General features: G+C 58.9%; 22 protein-coding genes. 10 read left to right on the top strand and 12 right to left on the bottom strand.

The window, feature by feature from the left end:
• Position 1: 1 nt before the first annotated feature.
• The 3 genes from AC1DTN_RS13740 to melA all read right to left on the bottom strand — a co-directional run bounded on the left by AC1DTN_RS13740 (position 2) and on the right by melA (position 4,911).
• A complete protein-coding gene (locus AC1DTN_RS13740) occupies positions 2 to 1,009 on the bottom strand; it encodes an ABC transporter permease (protein WP_439017433.1) in 1,008 nt (335 codons plus the stop codon).
• 222 nt (positions 1,010 to 1,231) lie between these two features.
• Positions 1,232 to 3,319, bottom strand: coding sequence for an ABC transporter substrate-binding protein (locus AC1DTN_RS13735; protein ID WP_439017432.1), 2,088 nt, complete (start codon positions 3,317 to 3,319; stop codon positions 1,232 to 1,234).
• Between the two features lie 125 nt (positions 3,320 to 3,444).
• Positions 3,445 to 4,911, bottom strand: coding sequence for an alpha-galactosidase (gene melA / locus AC1DTN_RS13730; protein WP_477921422.1), 1,467 nt, complete (start codon positions 4,909 to 4,911; stop codon positions 3,445 to 3,447).
• Positions 4,912 to 5,125: 214 nt separating this feature from the next.
• Here melA and AC1DTN_RS13725 point away from each other — a divergent pair, with 214 nt between their 5' ends.
• Together AC1DTN_RS13725 and AC1DTN_RS13720 are read left to right on the top strand one after the other, a co-directional pair.
• On the top strand, positions 5,126 to 6,001 hold the full coding sequence (locus tag AC1DTN_RS13725; RefSeq protein WP_113324025.1) for an AraC family ligand binding domain-containing protein: 876 nt from the start codon (positions 5,126 to 5,128) through the stop codon (positions 5,999 to 6,001).
• A 211-nt stretch (positions 6,002 to 6,212) separates the two neighbouring features.
• Positions 6,213 to 7,241 (top strand): zinc transporter ZntB, encoded by a 1,029-nt coding sequence (locus tag AC1DTN_RS13720; RefSeq protein ID WP_113324000.1) that lies wholly within the window; start codon positions 6,213 to 6,215, stop codon positions 7,239 to 7,241.
• Between the two features lie 127 nt (positions 7,242 to 7,368).
• Here the strand turns inward: AC1DTN_RS13720 and AC1DTN_RS13715 are convergent, their stop codons facing one another.
• The 8 genes from AC1DTN_RS13715 to AC1DTN_RS13680 all read right to left on the bottom strand — a co-directional run bounded on the left by AC1DTN_RS13715 (position 7,369) and on the right by AC1DTN_RS13680 (position 14,141).
• The gene (locus AC1DTN_RS13715; RefSeq protein WP_477921421.1) at positions 7,369 to 8,148 is read right to left on the bottom strand and encodes a molybdopterin-binding protein; all 780 of its coding nucleotides are present in this window, start codon (positions 8,146 to 8,148) and stop codon (positions 7,369 to 7,371) included.
• A complete protein-coding gene (locus AC1DTN_RS13710; RefSeq protein ID WP_477921419.1) occupies positions 8,145 to 8,999 on the bottom strand; it encodes a cytochrome b/b6 domain-containing protein in 855 nt (284 codons plus the stop codon). Before AC1DTN_RS13710 ends, AC1DTN_RS13715 begins: the two co-directional genes overlap by 4 nt.
• Positions 9,000 to 9,099: 100 nt before the next feature.
• A complete protein-coding gene (locus AC1DTN_RS13705) occupies positions 9,100 to 9,702 on the bottom strand; it encodes a hypothetical protein (protein WP_477921507.1) in 603 nt (200 codons plus the stop codon).
• Positions 9,703 to 9,823: 121 nt separating this feature from the next.
• Positions 9,824 to 10,405 carry a TetR/AcrR family transcriptional regulator gene (locus AC1DTN_RS13700; RefSeq protein ID WP_113324004.1) on the bottom strand — a complete coding sequence of 194 codons (582 nt, stop codon included), beginning with the start codon at positions 10,403 to 10,405 and terminating at the stop codon, positions 9,824 to 9,826.
• Positions 10,406 to 10,721: 316 nt separating this feature from the next.
• Positions 10,722 to 11,156 (bottom strand): flagellar hook assembly protein FlgD, encoded by a 435-nt coding sequence (flgD, locus tag AC1DTN_RS13695; RefSeq protein WP_477921417.1) that lies wholly within the window; start codon positions 11,154 to 11,156, stop codon positions 10,722 to 10,724.
• Between the two features lie 380 nt (positions 11,157 to 11,536).
• On the bottom strand, positions 11,537 to 11,827 hold the full coding sequence (locus tag AC1DTN_RS13690; protein ID WP_113324006.1) for a DUF2934 domain-containing protein: 291 nt from the start codon (positions 11,825 to 11,827) through the stop codon (positions 11,537 to 11,539).
• Between the two features lie 169 nt (positions 11,828 to 11,996).
• Entirely contained in the window at positions 11,997 to 13,280 is a 1,284-nt protein-coding gene (locus AC1DTN_RS13685) for a cystathionine gamma-synthase family protein (protein WP_113324007.1), read from the bottom strand.
• A gap of 174 nt (positions 13,281 to 13,454) precedes the next feature.
• A complete protein-coding gene (locus tag AC1DTN_RS13680) occupies positions 13,455 to 14,141 on the bottom strand; it encodes a dimethylsulfonioproprionate lyase family protein (protein ID WP_113324008.1) in 687 nt (228 codons plus the stop codon).
• 397 nt (positions 14,142 to 14,538) lie between these two features.
• On the opposite strand from AC1DTN_RS13680, the gene AC1DTN_RS13675 reads away from it, so the two are divergent.
• The 6 genes from AC1DTN_RS13675 to AC1DTN_RS13650 are packed head-to-tail and all read left to right on the top strand — an operon-like array spanning position 14,539 to position 19,317.
• Positions 14,539 to 14,970 carry a helix-turn-helix domain-containing protein gene (locus AC1DTN_RS13675; RefSeq protein WP_113324009.1) on the top strand — a complete coding sequence of 144 codons (432 nt, stop codon included), beginning with the start codon at positions 14,539 to 14,541 and terminating at the stop codon, positions 14,968 to 14,970.
• 8 nt (positions 14,971 to 14,978) lie between these two features.
• Complete coding sequence (locus AC1DTN_RS13670) at positions 14,979 to 16,820, top strand: peptide antibiotic resistance protein (protein WP_477921415.1); 1,842 nt, start codon at positions 14,979 to 14,981, stop codon at positions 16,818 to 16,820.
• Positions 16,821 to 16,831: 11 nt separating this feature from the next.
• A complete protein-coding gene (locus AC1DTN_RS13665; protein ID WP_113324011.1) occupies positions 16,832 to 17,050 on the top strand; it encodes a hypothetical protein in 219 nt (72 codons plus the stop codon).
• 48 nt (positions 17,051 to 17,098) lie between these two features.
• Positions 17,099 to 18,256, top strand: coding sequence for a YcaO-like family protein (locus tag AC1DTN_RS13660; RefSeq protein WP_477921505.1), 1,158 nt, complete (start codon positions 17,099 to 17,101; stop codon positions 18,254 to 18,256).
• Positions 18,253 to 18,990 (top strand): TfuA-like protein, encoded by a 738-nt coding sequence (locus AC1DTN_RS13655; RefSeq protein WP_113324013.1) that lies wholly within the window; start codon positions 18,253 to 18,255, stop codon positions 18,988 to 18,990. Before AC1DTN_RS13660 ends, AC1DTN_RS13655 begins: the two co-directional genes overlap by 4 nt.
• A 45-nt stretch (positions 18,991 to 19,035) precedes the next feature.
• A complete protein-coding gene (locus tag AC1DTN_RS13650; protein WP_162748064.1) occupies positions 19,036 to 19,317 on the top strand; it encodes a hypothetical protein in 282 nt (93 codons plus the stop codon).
• 260 nt (positions 19,318 to 19,577) lie between these two features.
• Here AC1DTN_RS13650 and AC1DTN_RS13645 read toward each other — a convergent pair whose 3' ends face one another.
• The gene (locus AC1DTN_RS13645; RefSeq protein ID WP_477921413.1) at positions 19,578 to 20,657 is read right to left on the bottom strand and encodes a LacI family DNA-binding transcriptional regulator; all 1,080 of its coding nucleotides are present in this window, start codon (positions 20,655 to 20,657) and stop codon (positions 19,578 to 19,580) included.
• A 233-nt stretch (positions 20,658 to 20,890) separates the two neighbouring features.
• Here AC1DTN_RS13645 and AC1DTN_RS13640 point away from each other — a divergent pair, with 233 nt between their 5' ends.
• Together AC1DTN_RS13640 and AC1DTN_RS13635 are read left to right on the top strand one after the other, a co-directional pair.
• The gene (locus tag AC1DTN_RS13640; RefSeq protein ID WP_442207587.1) at positions 20,891 to 21,844 is read left to right on the top strand and encodes a sugar phosphate isomerase/epimerase family protein; all 954 of its coding nucleotides are present in this window, start codon (positions 20,891 to 20,893) and stop codon (positions 21,842 to 21,844) included.
• A gap of 55 nt (positions 21,845 to 21,899) precedes the next feature.
• A complete protein-coding gene (locus AC1DTN_RS13635) occupies positions 21,900 to 23,129 on the top strand; it encodes an ABC transporter substrate-binding protein (protein WP_477921412.1) in 1,230 nt (409 codons plus the stop codon).
• The last annotated feature ends 30 nt before the right edge of the window (positions 23,130 to 23,159 follow it).

Genomic DNA, 23,159 nt, shown 5'->3' with positions numbered 1-23,159 from the left:
ATCAGGCTCCTCCATATTGACGGACCCGCGGATCGAGCATGGCAAGCAGCATGTCGGCGATGATGTTGCCGACGATCAGCGTGGCCGACAGCACCAGCATGAAAGTCGCTGTGACATAGACGTCGCCGATCGCCATCGAGCCGACGATTGCCGGCCCGACAGTCGGCAAGGCGAAGATGATCGCGGTTTCGATCTCGCCGGTCAGCATGTAGGGAAGCACGACGCCCTGATACATGACGAGCGGATGCAACGCGTTTGGAACGGCGTGACGCATGACGACGGCGCCGCCCGAAAGCCCCTTGGCGCGCGCTGTCTCAACATATTGAGCATTCAGCGTATCGAGCAGATTGCCGCGCATGACGCGCATGTTGTAGGCGAGCCCGCCGAAAGTGGCGATCGCGACGACCGGCCAGACATGGCTGACGAGATCCATGAATTTGCCCCAGGACCAAGGCGCCCCGCCATATTGCGGCGAGAAGAAGCTGCCGATTTCCGTGACGTTGAACTGGAAGACCAGCAGATAGACGATGATCAGCGCCATCAGGAAGCGCGGCACCGTCATGCCGAGAAAGGCAACGCCCGACAGCAGGCTGTCGATCCAGCTATATTGGCGGGTCGCCGCCCAGATGCCGAAGGTGATGCCGAGGATGGACGCAAAAATGTGGCAGACCAGCGCCAGGGCCAGCGTGCGGGGCAGGCGCTCGCCGACCACGTCAGCAACCGGCTTGTTGTAGAACATGCTGTAGCCGAAATCGCCTTTGGTCACGATTCCCGTGATCCAGTTGACGTACTGGACGACCATCGGCTTATCGAGGCCATGTTCGATGCGGTAGGCCTGAGCCTGGGCATCCGCCTGGGCGAAGGAAGCTCCGCCCTGATTGATCAACTGCGAACGGATGTAGTCAGCGTAGTCTCCGGGCGGCGCCTGGATAATGGCAAAGGTCACCACGCTGAGGATGAAGAGGACGGGGATCGCCGAGGCGATACGCATGAGCAGGAATCGTAGCATCAGACGGTTCGCTTCTCCTTGCCGCCAGTCGCTCGTCTCAGCGCGGCCGGCTTGTTGATTCTGACCGGCCGCGCGCAGCACGCGCGACCGGAAGCCCTTGTCGTTCGGGAGGGAGCTCCTCGAACATCTCCATTTTTCTTCGAGCCATGGAGATGCTCGATCTCTTTGTTTTTACGCAATCCCAGGGGCAAAACCGCTGCGCACTTTTGCTGGGAATTGCTCTTAGTTTATTGGACCCTTGTCTCCAGGCTTGCCGGGAAGCTGTTGAGGGAAGAGTTCGTACTTGCCCTGCTTGTCGGCGGCCACCCACAGACGCTCGCGGATGACGGAATCCTCGGCCCAGTTGAACATCATGATCGGCGTACCCTCGGGAATATTCGAGAAACGCTTGTTGATGATCAGCGCACCCGGATATTCCGTCAGTCCGACGGTATCCACGTGTTCGGTGGCCGTCTTCTGGTACTGCTTCATGAGTGCCACGCGTTCGTCATTGTCCTGGCTCGTGCGGAACTTGTTGACGATGTCGGCGAGCTCCTTTTCATAAGGCAGTAGGTCGAGCTGATTATCCTTGCCGGCACGGTGGTGCCAGCTGGTGCGTGGGCCGACAGCGGCAAGCTGTTCGGTGTTCTGCACGACGGAGGCGAGCTCGGTCGTGTTGCGCTGGATCAGCCAGTCGAACTGGCCGGCATAATGCGCGCTATCGCGCTTGGGACCAGCAAGAGCATTGATGATGATCTTAATCCCGAGCTTCTCCATCTGGCCGACGACGCCTTCGGCAAGGCTCTTGTCGGTGGTATAGTCATTGTTGACGAGAAGCACGATCTCGACGTTCTTGCCATCAGCTGTTCCGGCCGGGAAGTTCACGAAGCCATCGCCATCCGTATCCTTCAGGCCGACCTTGGCGAGCAGCGACTTGGCGCCCTTTAGATCGAAGGGATAGTAGACGGTCGAGTTGCGATCATAGAAGCTCGTGCCGGAGGAAAGGCCGCCTGCATAGATCGCCGTGAACGGTCCCTTGACGAGGGAGTCGCCGATCGCCTTGCGGTCAATCGCCATGGTCACGGCCTTGCGGAAGTCCTCGTTGCGGTCGAGTTCGCGGATCGCCTGACTGCGGGCATCAGGATCACCCCAGCCATTGGCCGAAAGGTTCATGCGAAGATTATAGCCGATAAGGCGCGGGCCGAAGGCGAGACGCGCCGGAGCGGTCTTTTCGGCGGCACGCTTCAACGAGGCCACGAAGTTTTCCGGCTGCTCGAGGTTCGAGAAGTCGGCAGAACCGGCAACGGCCTGCACGTCACGGTCGGCCCAGGTCGAGAGCTTGTAGTGCAACTCGTTGAGATAAGGCAGCTGATTGCCCTTCTCGTCGACCTTCCAGTAGTAGGGGTTGCGGCGCATGACGATAATGTCATCCGGCCGATATTCGACCGGCACCCAGGCGCCCATGACCGGCATGTTCATATATTCCGGCGGGAAGGCGTTCTTGAACTGATCGTAGGTGTTCTTCGAATATTTCGGGTGCTGGGGCTTCAGAATATGCGACGGACCCGGGCAGAAGTTCGGATAGGCCATCGTATAGAGGTACTGCTTCGGGAAGGCTTCCTTGAAGGTCCATTCGACTGTGTAGTCGTCGATCTTCGTGAGCGTCGTTCCCTCACCGAAGGCTTCCGGCGATGCACCGCCGCCGAGTGGCGAAACGTTCGGGTCGATGACTTCGTCTTCCCAATAGAACATGAGGTCATCGGCATTGAAGGGCGCGCCGTCGGACCACTTGGCGCCTTCGATCAGATGCATGGTCAGCTTGTGACCGTCCTGCGACCATTCCCAGCCCTTGGCGAGGTTCGGCAACGGCTCGGTATCCTTGGCTTCCACCTGGAAGAGCGGCGCCGTGCGTGTCAGGCATTCGGAAAGGCCGATATCGATGCCGCCCCAGCCCTGCGTCTGGCCGGCGCCATAGTTCCAGCCTTCCGGCCGGCCGCCGATGACATGGCGCATCACGTCGCCATAGCCGCCGATACCGTCAGGCATGTTTTCGGTCTTGAAGACCAGCGGCTCCTTGGGCAGGCGATCCTTGACCGCTGGCAGCTTGCCGCTGTCGACGAAATTCTTCGTGACCCAGTCCGGCTCGTGATATTCCGGCAGCGCCTTGAACTCCAGGATGGAGTCGCGGGACACATATTTGATCTTGCCTTCCGCCGGGAAAGCCGGCGGTGCCGGCGGCACTGTCGGCTCGGACGCATAGGCATTCAGGGCCGCGACTGAAACGCCAAGCGCCAGTCCTGCCAGGATGCCGATCTTACGGAAATTCGTCATCGTCTCTCCCTCTTGTTCCGGAGCGCTTGTACGCGTCTCCGCTTCTCCTCAAACGACGATGAAGGAAGCTTGTGTGCGGGCGACCTTCCTCCCGAAGAGCCGCCGCAGCCTCCCTCATCCTGATTTTAGACGGCTTGCTTCAGCGCCGCCTTTTCAACGCGAAGCTCCTCGATTGAGCGGACATTGCGGCGCGCGGCCCCTTCCCACTCTCTCGTCTTGACCTTGGAATTGACCAGCCGCTCCTTGGCGGCTGGCACGGCATGCGCATATTGCGGCAGCCAGCGGGCCTGGGCAACGACCATCTCGTCGACCATCTGCCAGACCTCTTCCGGCGTCGAGACGGCACCGACCAGCGGATCGTGCAGCACGGCGAGCTTCAGGAGATCGATATCGCCGGAAATCGCTGCATGCACCGACATGCGTTGGACATTGATCGACGAGATGCAGGTCGCAGCACAGGCTTCCGGAATGGTGATGCCGGAGACCATGTTGATGCCAAAGCGATCGACGAAGCCGGGCGACTCGATGATGGCATCGGATGGCAGGTTGGTGATAACGCCTGTATTCTTGACGTTGAAGTGACCGCGATAGACGCGACCGGTTTCCAGCGCCTCGAGAATGTGGCTTGCGTGCTCGTTGGAGCGCTTGTCCGGATCGATCGGCTTTTCGGCCGAAGCGAGGAATTGCGGGAATTCCGTCTCAAACCAGTTGCGGGTCTCGGTCGAGTGGCGCAGGTAGCCGCCAGTCTCGCCGTGGATCCAGTCGGACATGTCGATCCAGCGGGTAATTTCCTCCGGCCGCTTGCGGTACCAGGGCAGGTATTCGGAGAGATGGCCGTTGCTCTCGGTCGAATAGACGCCGAAACGCTTCAGCACGTCGATGCGCAGCTTCTCCTGTTGCGAATAGACGGGATGCGCCTCGAAGGCGGCGATCAGCTCGTCCTTGCCGATCCTGCGGCCGTTGAGACGCAGATCGACGAACCAGGTCTGATGGTTGATGCCCGAGCAGATATAGTCGAGTTCGCTCTGTGACTTGGCGCCGAGCACTTCGGCAATCTGTTCGGCGCCATGCTGGACCCCGTGGCAGAGACCGACCGTATCGACCTTGCCATATTCGATAGCCGCCCAGGTATTCATCGCCATCGGGTTGGCATAGTTCAGGAACTTCGCACCCGGTGCAGCGACCTCACGGATATCCTTGCAGAAGTCGAGAATGACGGGGATGTTGCGCTGGCCATAGAGAATGCCGCCGGCGCAGATCGTATCGCCGACACACTGGTCGATGCCATATTTCAGGGGAATTCTGATATCATCGGCATAGGCTTCGAGCCCGCCGACACGTACGCAGCTGATGACATAACGCGCGCCTTCCAGCGCCTTGCGACGATCTGTCGTCGCCGTCACCTTCGTCGGCAGCTTGTTTGCCTCGACGATCTTGTCGAGAATTGCCTTGATCATCTGCAGGTTATGTTCGCTGAGGTCGGTCAGCGCGAATTCAATGTCCTTGAATTCCGGCACGCAGAGAATATCGGTGAACAGCTTCTTGGTGAAGCCGACGCTGCCTGCTCCGATAATAGCGATTTTGAAACTCATATCCTTCACCTCGATCCGATCAAATGCTAGGTAGAAAGACAGCTAAGGAGGGCCAGGCGGCATACTTGTGCACACCGTCTGAAAATACTGGAAAATGGTGCCTGTATTCCTCCCGGCCGTTCTTTCGACCGCGATCTCTTCCTCTTGTGGAAAGGGATTATGCGCATATTCGCAGGAGCGGCCAGAGAAGGATTATGCTTTCGAGGGTAATTTTGTGCTGCAGGATTTGATCGCCAACGGCCAGTCGATGAGAACCGTTTCGCTGCCGCGCGGACGCCAACGTCTGCATGCCATGCCGACAAGCGCCGGTTATGAGGTGCGTGAAAACGAGACCTATGATTGGGATGGCAGAAAGCGCGGCCAGACGCCCTTCACGGTGCTGCAGCATACGATCAGCGGCACCGGCCGCCTGCGCTATCAGAATCGCAATTACAAGCTCCAGAGCGGCGACACGATGATGGTGCTCGTGCCGCACAATCACCGCTACTGGCTGGAAAAGGGCGAGCGCTGGGAATATTTCTGGATCTCGATGAACGGCGAAGAAACGCTGCGCATCCACAAGATGGTGCTGGCCCTGGCAGGTCCCGTCCTGAAGCTGCAGCAATCGACGATCGATCATCTGGCGGACTGTAGCCTGCGCCTCGTCAAAGGTGCAAACACGCCAGGTTCAGCCTCGGCGGTCGCCTATGAAGCCGCCATGGCGCTCTATGATGACATCTTCGGCGCCTCGGCCTCCATGGCCGAACAAAGCGCCATGCAACCGGTGACCGACCATATCAACGCCAATCTGGAAAAACCGCTGCCCGTCAGTGAGCTTGCGGCGATCGTTGGCCTCAGCCGCGCCCACTTCTCGCGCAGCTTTGCCGAAAGTGAAGGTGTGCCGCCCGCCGAATATGTCCTGCAGCAGCGCCTGCAGCGCGCCGCGAAATTGTTGACCAAGGCGGACTTCCTGCCGGTCAAGGAAGTCTCGATCATGTGCGGCTTCGAGGATGCAAACTATTTCGCCAAGGTCTTCCGGCGCGTCTACGGCATCACGCCGACCGAATTTCGCACGACCGGCATGTATGCGAGCATCAGCCGCGGCCGGTAAGAGATCGGTTGAAGATAGAATGTATCCGGCGACAGACCCGGTGGTCACCATGACCGGCCAAGTACGAGATTGCACCGATCTGACCATCCCAAGATTTTATAACGCCGCAGCTTTGTTCTCAGGACACTGAGCGTCTTGCCGCCCCGCAGCAACTCGCTAAGCTGTTGCTCTGCGCTTACGGGAGGTGGGCTTTGGCAGCTGGAGGTTACTCATGCACGAGCAGGTCGTGAGCGTTGCAAGTTACGGCGCCGAACCCGGTTTGCGTTTCGCCGTGCTTCTTGACGGCAACGGCGGCTGTCGCACCCTTGATATGGAAGCGGTGCGTCGGTGGACGCCGGATGACGGCGTCGTATGGTTGCATTTCGAGCGTGATCATCCGGCCGCTGCTGAATGGGTGACAACGAGAGGCGGCTTCGATCCGCTCGTCGCCGAAGCCTTGCTGGAGGAGGAGACGCGCCCGCGCGTTGAAAGCATCGATGACGGGCTGCTGATTATTCTTCGCGGCGTCTGCGCCACGCCGCCGGAAGAAGCAAAAGCCAGGCCTGCCGAAATCGATCTCGTTCCCCTTCATGTATGGGCCGACCAGCGCAGGCTGGTGACCCTGCGCGACAGCGGCCATTATATAACCGCTTTGCGTGATATTCGCCTTGCCCTCGACAAAGGCAAAGGCCCAAAACAGACGGGGGAACTGCTTGCTCTCGTCAGCGAAAAGCTGGTCCGCGACCTTGAGCCTGTTCTTGATGCCATGGACGAAGAGGTCGACGATCTGGACGAGTTGATCTTTCACGGCGAAGCCAGCGAAGTGCGCGAGCGGCTAAAGCAGCTTCGCCGCCGCTCCGTGCAGCTTCGCCGCTACCTCGCACCTCAGCGCGACGCCTTGAACCGTATCGAGCATGACGACGCCCCGTGGCTGAAGGAGCGTGACAAACTTCGCTTCCGCGAGGTCATCGACAAGCTGATGCGCTTCATCGAATATCTCGACGCCATCCGCGACCGTACCGGCATTCTTCATGACGACCTGTCGACGGTCATCAGCGAGAGGATTGCCCGCAATTCCAATCGCCTTGCCGCACTTGCCGCTCTGCTGCTGCCGCCGAGCGTGGTGGCCGGTCTTTTCGGCATGAATGTTGGCGGTATCCCTGGCGTCAACGATACCTGGGCTTTCATCATCATCGTTGCCTTCGTCGCGATCACTTCCGTCGCAACGCTGATGGTCCTCAAGCGGATCAACTGGCTTTGAGTGGCTGAAGGCAAAGGTCCAACGTCGCCCTTCCGGACGGCTTCAACACAAGACGATCATCGTACAAGGACAAGGGCTCATATGCTCTTTGTCGGCTCTCCTTGTGTCCAGGCTGAATTCGGATCGCTCAGATCCCCGCGTACCACTCGTAGCCGCGGTCTTCCCAGAAGCCGCCATGACCGCCCCATAGGCTGGCGAAGCTTTCGACGATCTCAATGCGCATGATGTATTTGGCCTGCTTGTAGCCGAGTTGCCGTTCGACCCGCAGACGCAGCGGCGCGCCGTGTCCGACGGTCAGATCCTTCCCGTTCATCTGATAGGCAAGGATGGTCTGCGGATGGAACGCGTCGATGAGGTCGATGCTCTCATAGTAGCGGCCACTTCCATCGAGCGTCTTCTCCAACTCGTCGGCGCAGTGAAAGACCGCAAATCGCGCGTTCGGCCTGAGCCCCACCGAGCTCAAGACAGCTCCAAGCGGTACGCCCGTCCATTTCCCGATCGCGCTCCACCCCTCGACGCAGTCGTGACGGGTGATCTGAGTGCGAGCCGGAAGCCTCTTAAGGTCGATAAGGGAGAATTCCTGGGGCCGATCGACGAGGCCGTCGATCTTCAACCGCCAGTTCGCGAATTTGCCTTCGGCGAGTTCGGCGTAGTCCTCGCCATCCGGTGCGCTCGTGCCGTTTACCCTGAAAGACGGAGAAATGTCCGTCTCGGCAAACTCGCGGGCGAGAGCATCGCGTCCCTGCAGCAGTCTTTGTGCCTTCATCGTCAGATTTTCGGCCGAGCGGATAACGCTGCCCACAGCCGTATTCTGTTCCAGTATGTCGCAGCCGGCGAGCGTGAGGGCAGAGGCGCCGAGCGTGCTGCCGATCAGAAAACGCCTGCGGGTCAGGAAGCTACGCGTCATGAATGTGGACCTTTCTCTCTGATGGCATAGCGACCCGTGATCATCGAGCGCATGTTGTTCCAGGTTCCCGACAGCACGACCATCGCCACATGCACGAGCACGAAGAGTACGAGAAGCGTTGCGGTCATGAAGTGGATCGTGCGCGCCGACTGGCGCCCACCGAATACATCCACCAGGCTCGGCACGATGGCATCGAAGCCGGGGGACATTGTCAGGCCGGTCAGCAACATCGTCGGCAGTAGGATGACGATCACAGCGAGGTAGGTGAGCTTTTGGAGCACGTTATAGTGCCTTGCTTGTTCCCCTTCCGGGAAACGCAGACGCGCGTGGTCGAGGATTTCGTGCCACAGATGACGCGGGGAAAGGTCCCTGCGCGTCGGGGCCAGGTCACGTCGAAAATGGCCGGTCAGGACGCTGAAGCCGAGGTAGAAAATGCCGTTGACGAGAAATAGCCAGGCAAAGAAGAAGTGCCAGCGGCGGCCGGTTGCGAGATCCTGAAACGACGGGATCGTCGCCCAGGCCGGAGACGCCCGCGGCGTTGGATCTCCCTCAAAGGTCGAGACGCCAAGAACACCGGTCGTCGGCACTTCGACACCAGCGATCCGGACGAAACCGCGCATATCCTCGCCCTGTCCGCTCGAGCCGATCGTCAGGACAGATGGATCTCCGTCTGCACCATAGTGGCCCCAGTAAAGTTCGGGATGAGCGTTGAAAATCTGCAATCCGCTCAAGAGCAGGACACTCAGGCAGATCACGTTCAGCCAATGCGCCAGCCGCGTGACCAGGGAATGACGATGGATCATCAGGGTCCGGGAATATTGCATCTTGTCGTTATCGGAACTGTCGCTCATGGATGCGGCCCTCCGGTCAGCTGGATTGTTGCTTGTTGCAATGAACAGCGGGATGCCGCCGGTCGGCCAATGGGCGGAAGCTGACCGGCGGCGACGTGGCTCACATAGGAGGCACCACGCCATTCTTGCCAACGATAACGCGATGCGCGACTGTCCCGCTCGAAGCCTTCTCGGTCGGGATGAACACGACCACTCCAGCGACCAGGTCCTCCTTGGTTGCCGGGGCGATGGTCACGACCGGCGTACCGTCCGGAATGGAGATTTTCTTTTCCTTGCCGTGGTAGGACACGGTAACGGTGCGCCCGTCGACGTCCTTGACCGCATCGGCGACGGTGGCATTGGTCATGCTGCTGTTCGGCTTGAGGTCCCAGCCGAAGCTTCCCTCGCCGGCTCCCTTGAGCGCAGGCGGAAAGATCAGAACTTCAAGAGCGCCGTCCCCACCCTGCTCCTTCGGCAGGGAGGCGATGCCCACATAGTCTCCGGGCTTAATATCGGAGACCTTCGCGTTGGCGACACTGGCGACCTGCCAGTCGTCGGCAAGAGCGACGTCAACGGTTTCCCCCTCGCGCGTCTTCACCTTCAAGGTAGAACCGGCGAGGTTGACAACACTGCCCCGGATGTTGAGTACGGCCTTTTTTTCTTCGGCATGAGCGGACGCCGGCGAAACAAGCGTTACTGGAAGGCCAGCCAAGCCGGCTACCATGATGACTGGAAGAAGTCTGCGCAACATTTGAGGTTCCTTACCTACTAGTTGGGAGTTTTGACGGCGCTGTTTTACCACGCATTTTTTCCATCGACGCGCCGCCCCGTCGCTGGGAATTAGATCACCGCGGCCGCAGCCGCTGAAGACTTGGCTCAAGAATCAGCTCAAAGACAGCAGGCGTTCCATAGGCTCGGGCCGACAGCATTGCGCCATGAACGGTGGCCATGAAAGCCTCTGCCTCTACCCGCGCCGGGCAAGAGATCGCCAAGGCTCCTTGCTGATCACCACGCTCGATGACCGATGTCAGCCATCCTGAGAGATGTTGGAAATAGGCACGCACTTCGACCGCGACCTCCAAAGGAAGGGCCGGCAGCTCGCTTGCAAGAAGCGCGCAGACACAAAAGGGACGGCTTGCATCCTCGATGCATTGAGCCCAAAAACCGGCATAGGTCTTCAGCAGCTCGAGCGGATCGCTAAACTTGTTTTCGACCTCGGCCAAGCCAGTCTCGGCGTTTGCGCGGTAGCGAGCAACAAGAGCACGCACCAGATCGACCTTGCTTGGAAAATGATGATGGATGCTGGCCTTGCGGATGCCAACAACGGCAGCGATGTCGGCATAGCTGAAGCCGTTATAGCCGCCTGATACGATCAGTTTTTCCGCACTGTTCAGGATCTCGTCATAAGTATTCGGAAAATTGCTCATACGCCTTTGTCTACCTTCTAGTAGGCAGACCGTCAACCGTGCATTCCATCCTAATTGTTGGGACCGGGTGTGATGGTCGCCGTGAAAACGAATAGAAACAGCGGCGCATCGATCACGGCAACAAGCATGGCTGGCCGGTGATCTCCCGTAACCTTGGCTATCTGCACGAGGAGGAGGCGCCCGATGAGAAGAGGCCCCATGTTCTCACAGGAGGCTACTGTTCAACCATTAACCGCGCAGATCTATCGGGTACTCCCTCAAGGGCTTGCCCGACATATCTTTACCGGGATGCAACGAACCTCGATGACGGTCAGGGTCATTCGGTGGCCGCAGCGCTACCACCGCTCGGCTGAGAGAGGCTGACACCCGGCTGGACGAGAATCTTCCCGCCCTCCGTCGTCGTGGCTATGATTCCGTCGCTGTAGATTTTGACGGAAGCAATCGTCCCTTTGACCGTACCGTCTGCGCTTTCGATGTAGCTGCCGATGTAGCCGCCGGCCTGGGCAAGGTTGGAGCCCGCCAGCAGAGAATCCAGCTTCTGATTCGTCTGGATCGTCTGTTCGACCTGCGAGAAGCTGGCGAGCTGCGCCAGTTGTTGACTGGCATCCACGGGGTCGGTCGGATCCTGGTTCTTCAGTTGCGCGATGAGAAGTTGCAGGAAGTCGTCGTAGTTCACCATCGCCTTCTGCTGCGCGGTAGCCGCGCTACCCGCCATGGAGGCGCCGAGGCCTGTGAGAGAATTTATCGTCATAGTCGATCTCGGTTGTTTGGGATAAGTTGAAAGGCGCCTTGCAAACTCCAGCACCCTTACCTACTAGTCGGTAGATTATAAATTACGTCTTCCGCATGACGCGCCAGGATTAGTGAAGCGCACATTGCCTACCTTCTAGTAGGTTTTCTGTCAATACCGATTACCTTGGCCGGACCCTCCGCGCCCCTGCCATTGTCGGATGGCGGACAGCCACCTGTGGAAGAGCCCAGGTTTCCGGGCGAATTCACTTATCCACGGTGATCGGCAACCGCATTTCGGGGCCTGAGTTCGTGACTTCCGACAAGTCCCGTTGTCGGAAGTGATCCGTACAAACGCGTTGTACGCGCTCCAGATCGGCGCATGACATCAGCCAGATCGGCTCAGTGTCTCGTGACGTTCCCCGAGGTCTTGGTCGGCTTTGGCGGCGGGGTTGTCGTCGGAACACTCTGGGCCCCGCCCTTAGCCTTCGTTGCGCCTTTCGGTTTCGCAGGAGCGTCAGTCGTCGCGGCCTTTCTGGAGCGAGGCTTCTTGGACTGACCGCCCGTCTCGGTGCTCGCGGCGATTTCCTGAAACGCCTGCAGCCAATGCTTCAGGTCCTCGCCGTGTGGTCGGCCTTCCTGTTCCCAGATCTCGTAAGCGCGTTGTCTGATGCGGCCCTCGTTCGATGCCATCTGTCTCTCCTGTGAAACTGTTGCCAGGAACAATCAGATGGCGCGCCGCGCCCGGACGGCAATGGCTGCGCGCGCATTTCCCGACACCATCGAGCGGAACTGTTGTCAGCACGTCTTTCGAGCACGGTGCTGATGCGGCCCTCATATGATTGCGAGTTGGCGACAAGGCCTACGCTGCATCGAGCGCCAGGGTGAGATCGGCAATGAGGTCATCTGGATGTTCGATACCGATCGACAGCCTGATCGTTGCATCAAGGACACCGATACGCTGGCGCACCTCCGCCGGCACGCCGGAATGCGTCATGGTTGCCGGATGCGATGCCAGCGATTCCGTTCCACCAAGGCTGACGGCGAGCTTGAAGATTTTCAACGCGTTCAGAAACCGGAACGAGGCTGGCTGACCGCCTTGGATATCGAAGGAGAATGTCGAACCGGCGCCGCTGCACTGGGCCGCGAATGTCCTGCCAACGGCAGAATCGGGATCGCTGTATGGAAGGTAGTGGATCGTCTCGACCTTGGGATGCTGCTTCAGGAAATCCGCCACCGCCTTCGCATTGCTGTTGGCCCGCTCCATGCGGATCTGCAGCGTTTCGAGCGAACGCCCGAGCATCCAGCATGAATGCGGATCGAGCTGCGTGCCGATTGCGCCGCGAAGCGCCTTCACCTGCTTGATGAGCGCCCTGCTGCCGAGCGCTGCCCCGGCGATCAGATCCGAATGTCCGCCGACATATTTGGTCAGCGAATAGAGGGAAATGTCTGCGCCATGCTCGATCGGGCGCTGGAAGACCGGGCCGAGCAGCGTGTTATCGCAGGCGACGACAGGTGTATGGCCCTGCTTCTGACCGATCACATCGGCAATCCGCCGGATCATCGCGACGTCGACAAGGCTATTGGTCGGGTTTGCGGGCGTCTCGACGAGGACGACCGAGACGCGGCCCTTGGCCATTGCCTCCTCGGCGGCTGCCTTTACCGAGACTTCGCTGACGCCATCGGCAAAGCCCACGGCAGAAACGCCAAAATTGAGGAAGGTTTTCGCAAGCAATGTTTCCGTCCCGCCATAAAGCGGCTGTGAGTGGAGGATGGCATCTCCCGGACGGACGAAGGCAAGCAGGACCGTGGCGATGGCGGACATGCCCGATGAAAACACCGCCCCGCTCTCGGCCCGCTCGTAGACCGCCAGACGATCTTCGATGATCTCGCTGTTTGGATGATTGAAGCGCGAATAGACGAGGCCGGCCCCCTTGCCTTCCGGCGGCTCTTTCCGACCAGAGACGTAATCGAAGAAATCGCGACCGTCTTCGGCGGAGTTGAAAACGAACGTGGACGTCAGGAAGACGGGCGGCTTGACCGCGCCTTCGGAGAGTTCCGGATCATAGCCATAGTTCAGCATCTGGGTTTCCGGATGCAGGGGATGATTGCCGATATGGGTTCTTGGAGGATGCGGTGCAGTCATGGAACGTCTCCCTCAATTAGCGGCTTCCCGGCATCAATGTGCCTTCGCCTTGTTATTATCTGGAGCGCTGCTGCGACAGAGAAACACCCATTGGCAGATGGCTAGGTAAATTTGCTGAATTGAACGGCCTGGCGCGCGAGGCGGGGAGGTTCGGATGCGTCAGCGTTTTGCTATTCACCTTCCTATCTCTTCAACGTGACACCAGACCGCAAGAAGCGGAGTGGTGGTGCAACGCATGGCGAATGACTGTCCCGCTTCAGCAGCAAAGACGCCACCTATTCCGGTCGAAAACCAGCTCTCTCCGGCTATTGAAAGTTCGCAGGGAGAAAGCAGCAGGAAAGCCCGTGAAAACCGCTGCACGTGATCCGGAAAACGGCTATAGGGCTCCATGTAAGTGAGGCCGACCCGGATATCCGCCCGGTCTTCCAAGCCGCCTGGGCCAACAATCACGCTGTGTGCATGGGCCCTCTCAAAATTCAGGCTGGCAAATGGTCCACTTCTGCCTCTGATCCATACGAGCGCATCAGCGAGGCGCCAAACGCTCTGCGCGACCTCGGCGTAAATGTCTCGAGCGGCGATTGCGTTTTGAAGCGCCGCCTCAAGGCCGGAGGGGATTCCGGTATCGTGGGGCCGCTTGTCGCGCAGCGTTCCCGTACGTTCAAGCTTTTGAAAGACTTTACCCGCGACAAAGCTCGCCATCGTCGAAGCAGATGGATGCAGCATCGCGCGGGCCAGCAAATTCAGGAAATTGTCGAGCTTCACCGGGCGTTCGGCGGCGCCTCGTTCGCGCAGCCTGTGTTTCACCGGCTCTTTCTCATCGGTGATGAGGAGATCTGCGTCTCGTTTGATTGTTCTGCCCATTACCTTCTCCGTGCAGAACCTTCCCTACAGTGCCCAATCCAGATCCGGCAAGGTCTCTGATCAATCGGCCCCCAGAGCCCAATAGCAAGCGAAGTTTATCTGCAAATGAACTTCAGGCACCTATCTTTCGCATTTATCCAATGGGAAAACGCCTTGGCTCTCCTCGTTGGAAAGCGGATCAGGGAGAGCTTTTCCCAGGCCTTGCGGTTTTCCAGGCCGAGCCTTTACTTTCATGCTTTATTCGGCATCACCGATCGAATGATTGCGATACAGAAAATCTAAATTTCGGCAAAATGTTACTAGCGTCGCAGCCCTGATTACGAAAATTATTATATTACTTTCGGTTGCATTTTGACGCAAACCTCGCAATGATCATCCGTGACCGGAGGTTCCAGCCATGAAGGCCAAGTCGCCCACATCGATCGATGCCTATGTCGGCAGCAGAGTGCGGGCGCGCCGCAAGCTGCTCAGGCTATCGCAAGCCGGACTTGCCGAACGGATCGGCGTCACCTTCCAGCAGATCCAGAAGTATGAAAAAGGCATAAACCGCATTGGTGCGAGCCGGCTGCAAACGATCGCCGAGACATTGGGCGTACCCGTTCAGTTCTTTTTCGAAAATGACACCGAGCCGACCACCTATAACCTTGTCAGCAACGGCAGGGACGATCTGAATGCGTTTTTGGCGTCGAAGGACGCCCAAGCCCTCAATCGCGCCTTCATGGCGATCGAGAGCCCGGCTATCCGCCAGAAGCTCGTCGCCCTTGCCAAGAGCCTGGCCAGGAACACCCACCCTGATGTCGACGTCATTCATCCAGAAACCGGCGCCTGAGGGCTTTCGTGATCCATCTCCAGACCTTTGGCGAATTGCGACTGACAGACGGCCTGGGTGCGCCCATCCGCTATCCGGTCAAGGCTCTGGTGATGCTCGCCTATCTGTATTGCTCGCCGGATTACCAGCGCAGCCGACAAGAGCTCGCGCGGTTCTTGTGGAACGAGACCGGAGATCATCTTGCCGATCTCAATTTGCGGAAGTTGATTTCACGCATTCGCGACACGACGACAGGACCCGACGAACAGATACTGAATTTCGGGCCACCTTTCGTCAGCCTGAACAAGAACGTCCTGTCGGTTGATCTCGACATATTGCGCAAGGAAGAGCAGCCGGTGGCGCAATTGGCGGCCGTCAGCGATCTTGTGCAACGTGGCTTCATTGCCGGTCTCAGCGCATCGACCAAGGCGATCGATGGATGGATCGAGCGTGAACGGCAGCTGCACCTGCTCACCTTAAGGGATATTTTCGTCAGGGCTGCAGATCATATTCGTGATGACGAGGAACGTCGCCTTCTGCGCCGCTCGGGACTTCAACTTCTTGAAGTCTTTCCCGGTGACGAGCAGATCCGATCGATCCTTCGTGGCACGGCAGAGGATCATTCGCAACGCCGCCCGCAGGCGGCGAGAGCCGTGGCAATAGCACACAGTCGCATCGCCGAGCAGCAAGACGCCGGCATGCCGCAAATCATAACCGCGACATCTGCGCCGCGGCTCGTACTCCTGCCCCCGGGTGCGGCGACCCTGACGCGCGAGGCGGCTATTGCCGACGCCCTTATCGAGGATGTCACGATCGAGCTCTGCGCACTGCGCAACATATCGGTCGTCGCACCCCATACAGCCGAGCAGATCCGCCGCGACTCCGACAAGGCTACCATCGTTCAACGGCATTCGATTTCCTACCTCCTGGACACACGGCTTTCCGGAGAGGGGCTTTATGCACAGCTCATCTATTTTCCGACCGACGAGATTTTGTGGGCGGCCCGATTCGACATGGCGGTCGAAACGCTGCCGACACAGAGGCGCCTGATCGCCCAGAAACTTGCCGACGCCGTCTCAGGACAATTGAAGCGGAACGAAAGCATTCGCCTTCGTAACGAAGCGGATCCGCAGGCCTATCATTCCTATCTCCTTGGCGCCGGTCTGCTCACAAAGCTTAGCCTGCCCGATATCCGGCGTGCGCGGAAATCCTTCAAGCGCGCACTGCATTTTTCTCGAGACTATGCCCCTGCTTTCACAGGCCTGTCGCGGACATTTACCAGCGAGTGGCTATTGACCACGCAAGGCGATCCTGCCTTGCTGCAGCTTGCGGAAGATCAGGCACTTCGGGCGATAGAGAGGGATTCAGAATCGGCAGCCGGGCATCGGGAACTTGGCGTAACGAAACTTTACCAGGGTGCTGTCGATGACAGCGTTGCAGCACTCGACCTCGCCGAAAGCCTCAGCCCGCATTATGCCGATGTGATCTATAGCCATGCGGACACGCTGGTCCATGCATCGCGGCCGCAAGATGCGCTGGAGAAAATCAAGAGAGCGATCTCGCTCAATCCGATCGCGCCTGACGCCTACCTCTGGTGCGCGGCCGGGGCGAGCTACTTCCTTGAACACTACGAAGAGGCGCTCGCCTATGTCGATCGGATGAAAGACAAGGCACCGGCCTATCGCATCGCGGCCGCCAGTTGCGCGATGATCGGCGATAAAAAACGGGCACAGTTTTATCGGCAGCGCGCCGAACTCCTCAATCCGGCTTTCGAGGTTGAGAAATGGCTCGCCTTGGTGCCCTTCAAGGAGCAGTGGCAAAAAGAGCTTTACCGAGACGGTCTTTTCAAGGCCGGATTTTCAAAAACCTGAAGGAGAATATTATGGCAAAAGTTGTTGTATTGGGTGTATCGGGCGACAAGGGACTTTGGCTTGTGGATATTGGCGCAGGGACCGTGACACCGCTGCAGGTGCCTGCAGGCACCGATCTGGCAGCGGCCGTCAAGCAGCGCGAGGCCGGCGGTACATTGATCAAGAATGTCGATTTCGCCGTCGCCGTCTCGTCGGCGCAGACAGTCTTCTCCGGCCATGTGGATGGCTGAAGGCAAGCGACGCTGACCGGTCATTCCGATCTCTATTCCGACCGAACAATTGCGCCGCGGGACACATTGTCCCGGGTCGCTCCTTATTTAGAGGCAATGGGCATCACGCGCCTGTCACGACAGACTGATCTCGATTGTGTCGGTCTTCCGGTCTGGTGCGCCTATACACCGAACTCCCGCTCCATTGTCATCGCCCAAGGCAAGGGACTTGAGGATATCGACGCCAAAGTCTCGGCGGCGATGGAGGCCCTGGAACGCGCGGTGGCGGGCGAACCCGTCACCATAACTACGGTTTCGTCGGCACGAGACCTGCGACGCCGGGGCGATTGCGCCGAACCGCTCGATTGCCTGATCGCAAGCGGCGAGCAGGTCGTGGGCGAAGACGAGGAATTGGTCTGGAGCCTGGCAAGCGAGTTGCTTCATAACCAGCCGATCCATGTCCCGCAGGATGCCGCCCTCCTCGACCGAACGCGGCATAACCGGTTCTGGATGTCGTCGGATGGCCTTGCCTCGGGCAACACCATGGAAGAAGCAATATTCCATGGCATTCTGGAGCGCATCGAACGCGACGCCCATGTGCTTTGGCAGATTTTGAGCGATGACAAGCGCTGCGCACGCTGCGTCGATCCCAGGAGTTTTGCCGACGCCGCGCTCTCGGGCCTGATCGACAGGATCGAGGCCGCCGGGCTCATCTTGAAACTCTTCGATATCACGAGCGATATCGGTATCCCCTGCTATACCGCACTCGTCGCCCCATCAGCGGTCAACGGCAAAGTGCCGCTCCGGTTCGTCGACGTCACCGGCGGCAGCGGCGCTCATCCCTGGGCCGTGCGGGCGGCAATCCGCGCCGCAACGGAAGCGCTTCAGTCTAGACTGACTTATATCAGCGGCGCCCGCGACGATGTCTGGCCCGAATGGTTCACAACGCCGCTTCCGGCACAAACCCGCACCACCTTTCTTGCCGTCCCTGCTTCTGTATCTGCGGCCACCATCACAAGACCGGCTGGAAACATATCCGTCCTGCTGCATGACCTGCTGAGGAGACTTCGCGCCGGCGGAATCGGCTCGGTGATTGCCCTTCCTCTGACACCTGCAAACCTGCCATTTTCGGTGGTGAAGATATTCATACCCGATCTCGAGAACCCCGAGGGCAACAGGCTCCATCGTTTCGGCCAACGTGCCCTTGCAAGGGCGATGCGCTGGTGAAGGTCGTCTTCATCGGCCCGAGCTTGCCTAACGCAGCAAGCCACGCCGCGACGGATATCGTTCTGAGGCCGCCCGCTGTTCAGGGAGATGTGTTAAGGGCGGTGGAAGATGGCGCAAACGTCATCGGTTTGGTGGACGGCGGCTTTGAAAATACCGCACCGGTTTGGCATAAGGAAATTCTCTTCGCTCTCTCCCTTAATGTCACGGTTCTGGGCGCGGCCAGCATGGGTGCCTTGCGCGCCGCCGAATGCCAAGCATTTGGAATGATCGGCGTTGGCCGGATTTTCAACGAGTATGTCAGCGGAACCATCGTCGATGACGCCGATGTCGCGCTTTTGCACGAACCAATGGAGCTGGGCGGCAGACCGCTGACCGTGCCGATGGTCAATGTGAGAAGCACTTTGGACGAGATGGAAAGGCTGCAGCTCTTTGATAAAGCCTTTCGCCTGGCTCTCGAACAAACCGCGGCAAATCTCTTCTTCAAGAAGAGAAGCTGGGCTCTCATCGTTCGCACATGCGCGGCAATACCGGCATCGCAAAAGCCGCATTGGCTGAACATGGTGAAGACCCACGCAATCGATCAGAAGCGGCTCGATGCCCTGGCTCTCCTCGAAGTTGTTCGCGATGCGGATGATCAGCGAGTGCCGATAAATCGCCATTGGGAATTCAGGAAAACCACGCTCTGGTCCGAACAACTAGCCCGCTCAAAAGCCCGGATCCAATTGCACCTATAAAGTGTTTCACGCGTTTTTCACGCACTTTAGTACCGAACTGTCCCTATGGTCATCTATGCAATCTGGAGAATTGATATGTCGGTCATAGGGTTGGGAAAGCTTCAGCACGCAGCGGCGGCAGACATGGGTGATCTTGACGAGCTCATGGCTTTGGCTCGGATGATCAGTTATGCAAAGGCGCTAGCGGAAGATTTGAACATCGAACTGGGCGCTCAGTCTCTCGATCTGGCATTGACGGCGGTTACGCGGGAGCTGCGCAGGGCGACGGATGCCGATCTTCCCGGTCTGGAGCCGTTGCTCGCGGACATGAATATCGAGCTGCATTGATCAGCCATGCGGCGAATGTCTCAACCGTTGTTCGATTCCACAACACGCCGACACCGGTACAGCCGCTTTGACTAAAGGTCGTTGAACGCTCTCCCGTCCAAGATTCGTTGGCGCCGAAGCAATGTTCGCAGAAACGGACTGGGGCCCGGCAGGTGATTTCGCACCTGTCGATGCGGTCAGCCTCAGGCTGCATCCAGACAATTCCGAGAGAGCCCGATCGCGGTCGGTGCTCAGGACGCGCCTTCGCGTCAAAAATAAAGTCAGGTTGTCAATTTCGAGTTCACCGCGATACTTTCACGGCGAATGAACCGGCTCGGAATGACGACGCGCAGTTCTCGCCTTTCATCCGACTTTTCCATCCTGGCAATCAGGAATTCTGTCGCGGTCTCCCCGAGAGCCTCCATGGGTTGCTCGATCGTTGAGAGCGGGGGCGCACAATATTCGCACACCGGAGATCCGTCGAACGAGACGATCGACAGGTCCTCAGGTACGCGCCATCCCATCTTCTGAACCCTGCTCATGAAGGAGATTGCCATGTCGTCGCTCGTCGCCACGACAGCGGTCGGCTTTTCGTCGAGCTTTGCAAAGTCCTCGGCAGCCTGCAGACCCGTTTCGAAGCCAAACTGGAAGGTGAATTGGCCACCGGCGCGCGTGACATGCTGTTCGGAAAGCCCCGCCTCCTGCAATGCTTCGACGAGACCGGCATAGCGTTCGATGTCGTGATAGTTGCCCGTCGGACCGGCGATGTAGAAGAAACGGCGGTGCCCGAGCGCCAGGAGCTCCCGACCAGCCTCTTTCACAGCCTGTCTGTCATTGGTGATGATGCTCGGAACAGAAGTGTCGCTCATGTCGAGCAGAAGCGAAACGATCGGCAGTCCCGCCTCGGCAAGCGATCTGTTGGCGACCACCGGCAGCTGCGATGACAGGATCAGCGCGCCCCTCACCGTCCCTCCGAAGGCGAGATCAAGGATATGCCGCTCGGAACTTTCGTCGCGATCGAGGTTGGCGATCATCAGATTATAGCCGTTGCGGATAACCGTGCGATTCACGGCCTCCAGAACCTGGGGAATGATCTGGGATGCGCCATAATGCAGCGAGCCCGGCAGGATGATCATGATGACGTTCGACTTGCCGACGCGCAGGTTGCGGGCAGCGGCATTGGGCGTATAGCCGAGTTGTTCGGCTGCGGCTGCAATCCTTGCTCTGGTCTTTTCGTTGACCCGCCCCGGATTGGCCAAAGCGCGGCTGACTGTGGAAGTTGCGACGCCCGCCAGACGTGCGACATCGGCCATCAGGGCGGATGATCCCTCTGTGGATAGGCTATCTTCGATTTTCTTCATCATTCCATCCACTTAGCCGAGTGCGACAAACCCTGTCCGGCTCACGAACCCCGTTATAGCAAACGATTGCCAAAAACTCGAAGAAAAGCGTTGCATATTTTATCGGCTTGACTAATATCCAGGCATGGCAATCGATTGCCAATTGCCAAAACATTGAATTCACTGGATAAAATTCGACGCGTGAGACACTCTTCGCGACGGATGAGCTATGCTTGGATGAAGGGGACTGAATAATGGCCACGAGTGACAATCTGCGTTTTGGTGTGGACCTGGTCACCTTCTTTCACCCGGGCTTCTGGGGCGTCGACAGCTATGACGCAATCATCGAACACGCGAAGTCGCAGCCGCGGCAGTTCTGGGACAAGATCCTCGATAGCATCCAGGCCTCGGGCGTGACCGGTGTCGAGCTGACCTTCTCTCCGTTCAACTGGCAGGATGCGATCAAGACCTACGGGTCTGTGGAGACTTTCAGCGCCGAGCTTTCTGCCCGCGGGCTCCAGCTCGCATCCGGCTTCTTCGCGGAGCTGGAGGCATCGGGCGACTTTACCGAGGCCGCCGCGCAGGCAGCCATCATCGCCAGGGCCGAACAATATGCCGATTTCATCAAGGCATGCGGCGGCGATATCATGGTCATTGGCGCACCGATGCGTCAGACGCCAGGCGACGAGCCCGTGCGTTTCCGCGATTTCGAACAGGCCAAGATCATCGCCGATTTCCTGAATCGGCTCGGAGCCATCCTTTGCAAGAAGGGTGTCAAGCTCGCCGTGCATACGGAAGCGCATTCGATCTTTGCCGCTGCCCGCGACGTCGATCTTCTGATGCTGCTGACGGATCCGGCTTATGTGCACATGTGCCCGGACACGGCGCATATCATTCTCGAGGGTTCCGACCCGATCCAGCTCGTCGATCGCCATCACGAGCGCATGATCATCGCCCACTGGAAGGATGCGGTCGGCAAAATGCCGGCAGACACGCCGATCGGCACCGACATCCACGAGCGCCACCGTGCCTTTTTCTGCGGCTTCGGCCTTGGCCGCGTCGACTGGCCGGCCTGGATCCGCCTCTTGCGGGATCGCCAGTTCAATGGCTGGGCAATTCTCGAACTCGACGCCGCAGCTGATCCCGTTGGCGACATTGCCAGCGGTCTGACCCTCGTGCGGCAGGCGCTGCTGCCGATCTATCGCTAACCGTAGCTTGCAACCAAACGGCCCCGCAAAGAGGGCCTATTCAAGAGGTGGAACAATGAAGGAAATGACGCTCCTGCTCGCCGGTACCATGCTGCTTGGTGCTGCCGGCCTTGCGAATGCAGACGACAGGCTGAAGGCCGAGGTCTTTACCTCCTGGACATCAGGTGGCGAGGGCCGCGCCGTCGAGGCCATCAAGACGGAATTCGAAAAGCGCGGCGGTGTGTGGGAGAGCTCCACGATTGCCGGCTTCGAAAATGCCAATGCCGCCTTCCAGAACCGCCTCGTCGCCGGTGATCCCCCGACGGCAAAACAGGTCGTCGTCGGCAAGGACCCGGCCGAATTCATCGATCAGGGCTTGATGAACCCGATGGATGAAGTGGCGGCTGCCGGCAAGTGGAAGGATGCGCTTCCGAAGGCACTCTACGATTACATCACCTATGACGGCAAAGTTTATCTGACGCCGACCGGTATCCACGGTGAAAGCTGGATGTTCTATTCCAAGGACGCCTTCAGCAAGGCCGGGATTACCGAAGAGCCCAAGGACTGGAAGACCTTCTTCGCCGACATGGACAAGCTGAAGGCCGCAGGCCTGACACCGATCGCCTGGGGCGGCCAAGGCTGGCAGGAGGTGAAGGTCTTCAACATGGTGCTCCTGTCCCAGGTGGGCATGGACGGCTTCATGAAGATCTATGCTGAAAAGGATCAGGCGGCCCTGACCTCCGACGGCGTCAAGAAGGCTCTCGAAATCTTCGGCAAGATGCGGACCTATGTCGATGAAGGCTCTGCCGGCCGCAACTGGAACGACGCGACCGCCATGGTCATCACCGGCAAGGCCGGCGTGCAGTTCATGGGTGATTGGGCCAAGGGCGAGTTCACGGCTGCCGGCAAAGTCGCCGACAAGGATTTCGGCTGCGCCATCTCTCCCGCTTCCCCAGGCCTGATCTATATCTCCGACGCTTTCGCTTATCTGAAGACCAACGACGCCAACCAGGACGCAGCGCAGAAGCTGCTTGCCGAGGTCGTCATGGACCCCGCAGTTCAAGTCGAATTCTCGCTGAACAAGGGCTCGATCCCCGCACGCATCGATGTCGACAAGTCCAAGTTCGACGCCTGCACCCAGAAGGGCATGGCCTTCATGGCCGAGGGCAAGATCGTTCCCGAACACGCCATCACCACGACGCCGGAGCAGGTGGGCGCTCTGACAGACTTCATCGGCGAATTCTGGGCCAATCCGTCCGCCAAGGTCGATGCATCGGCTGCGCAGTTCGCCGCGATCTTCGAGTAAAATCAAACAAGCCTGTCGCCTGCACCGCAC

It is taken from the genome of Rhizobium sp. 01T444 (assembly GCF_056398305.1).
This window is presented reverse-complemented; position numbering and strand designations above follow the sequence as displayed.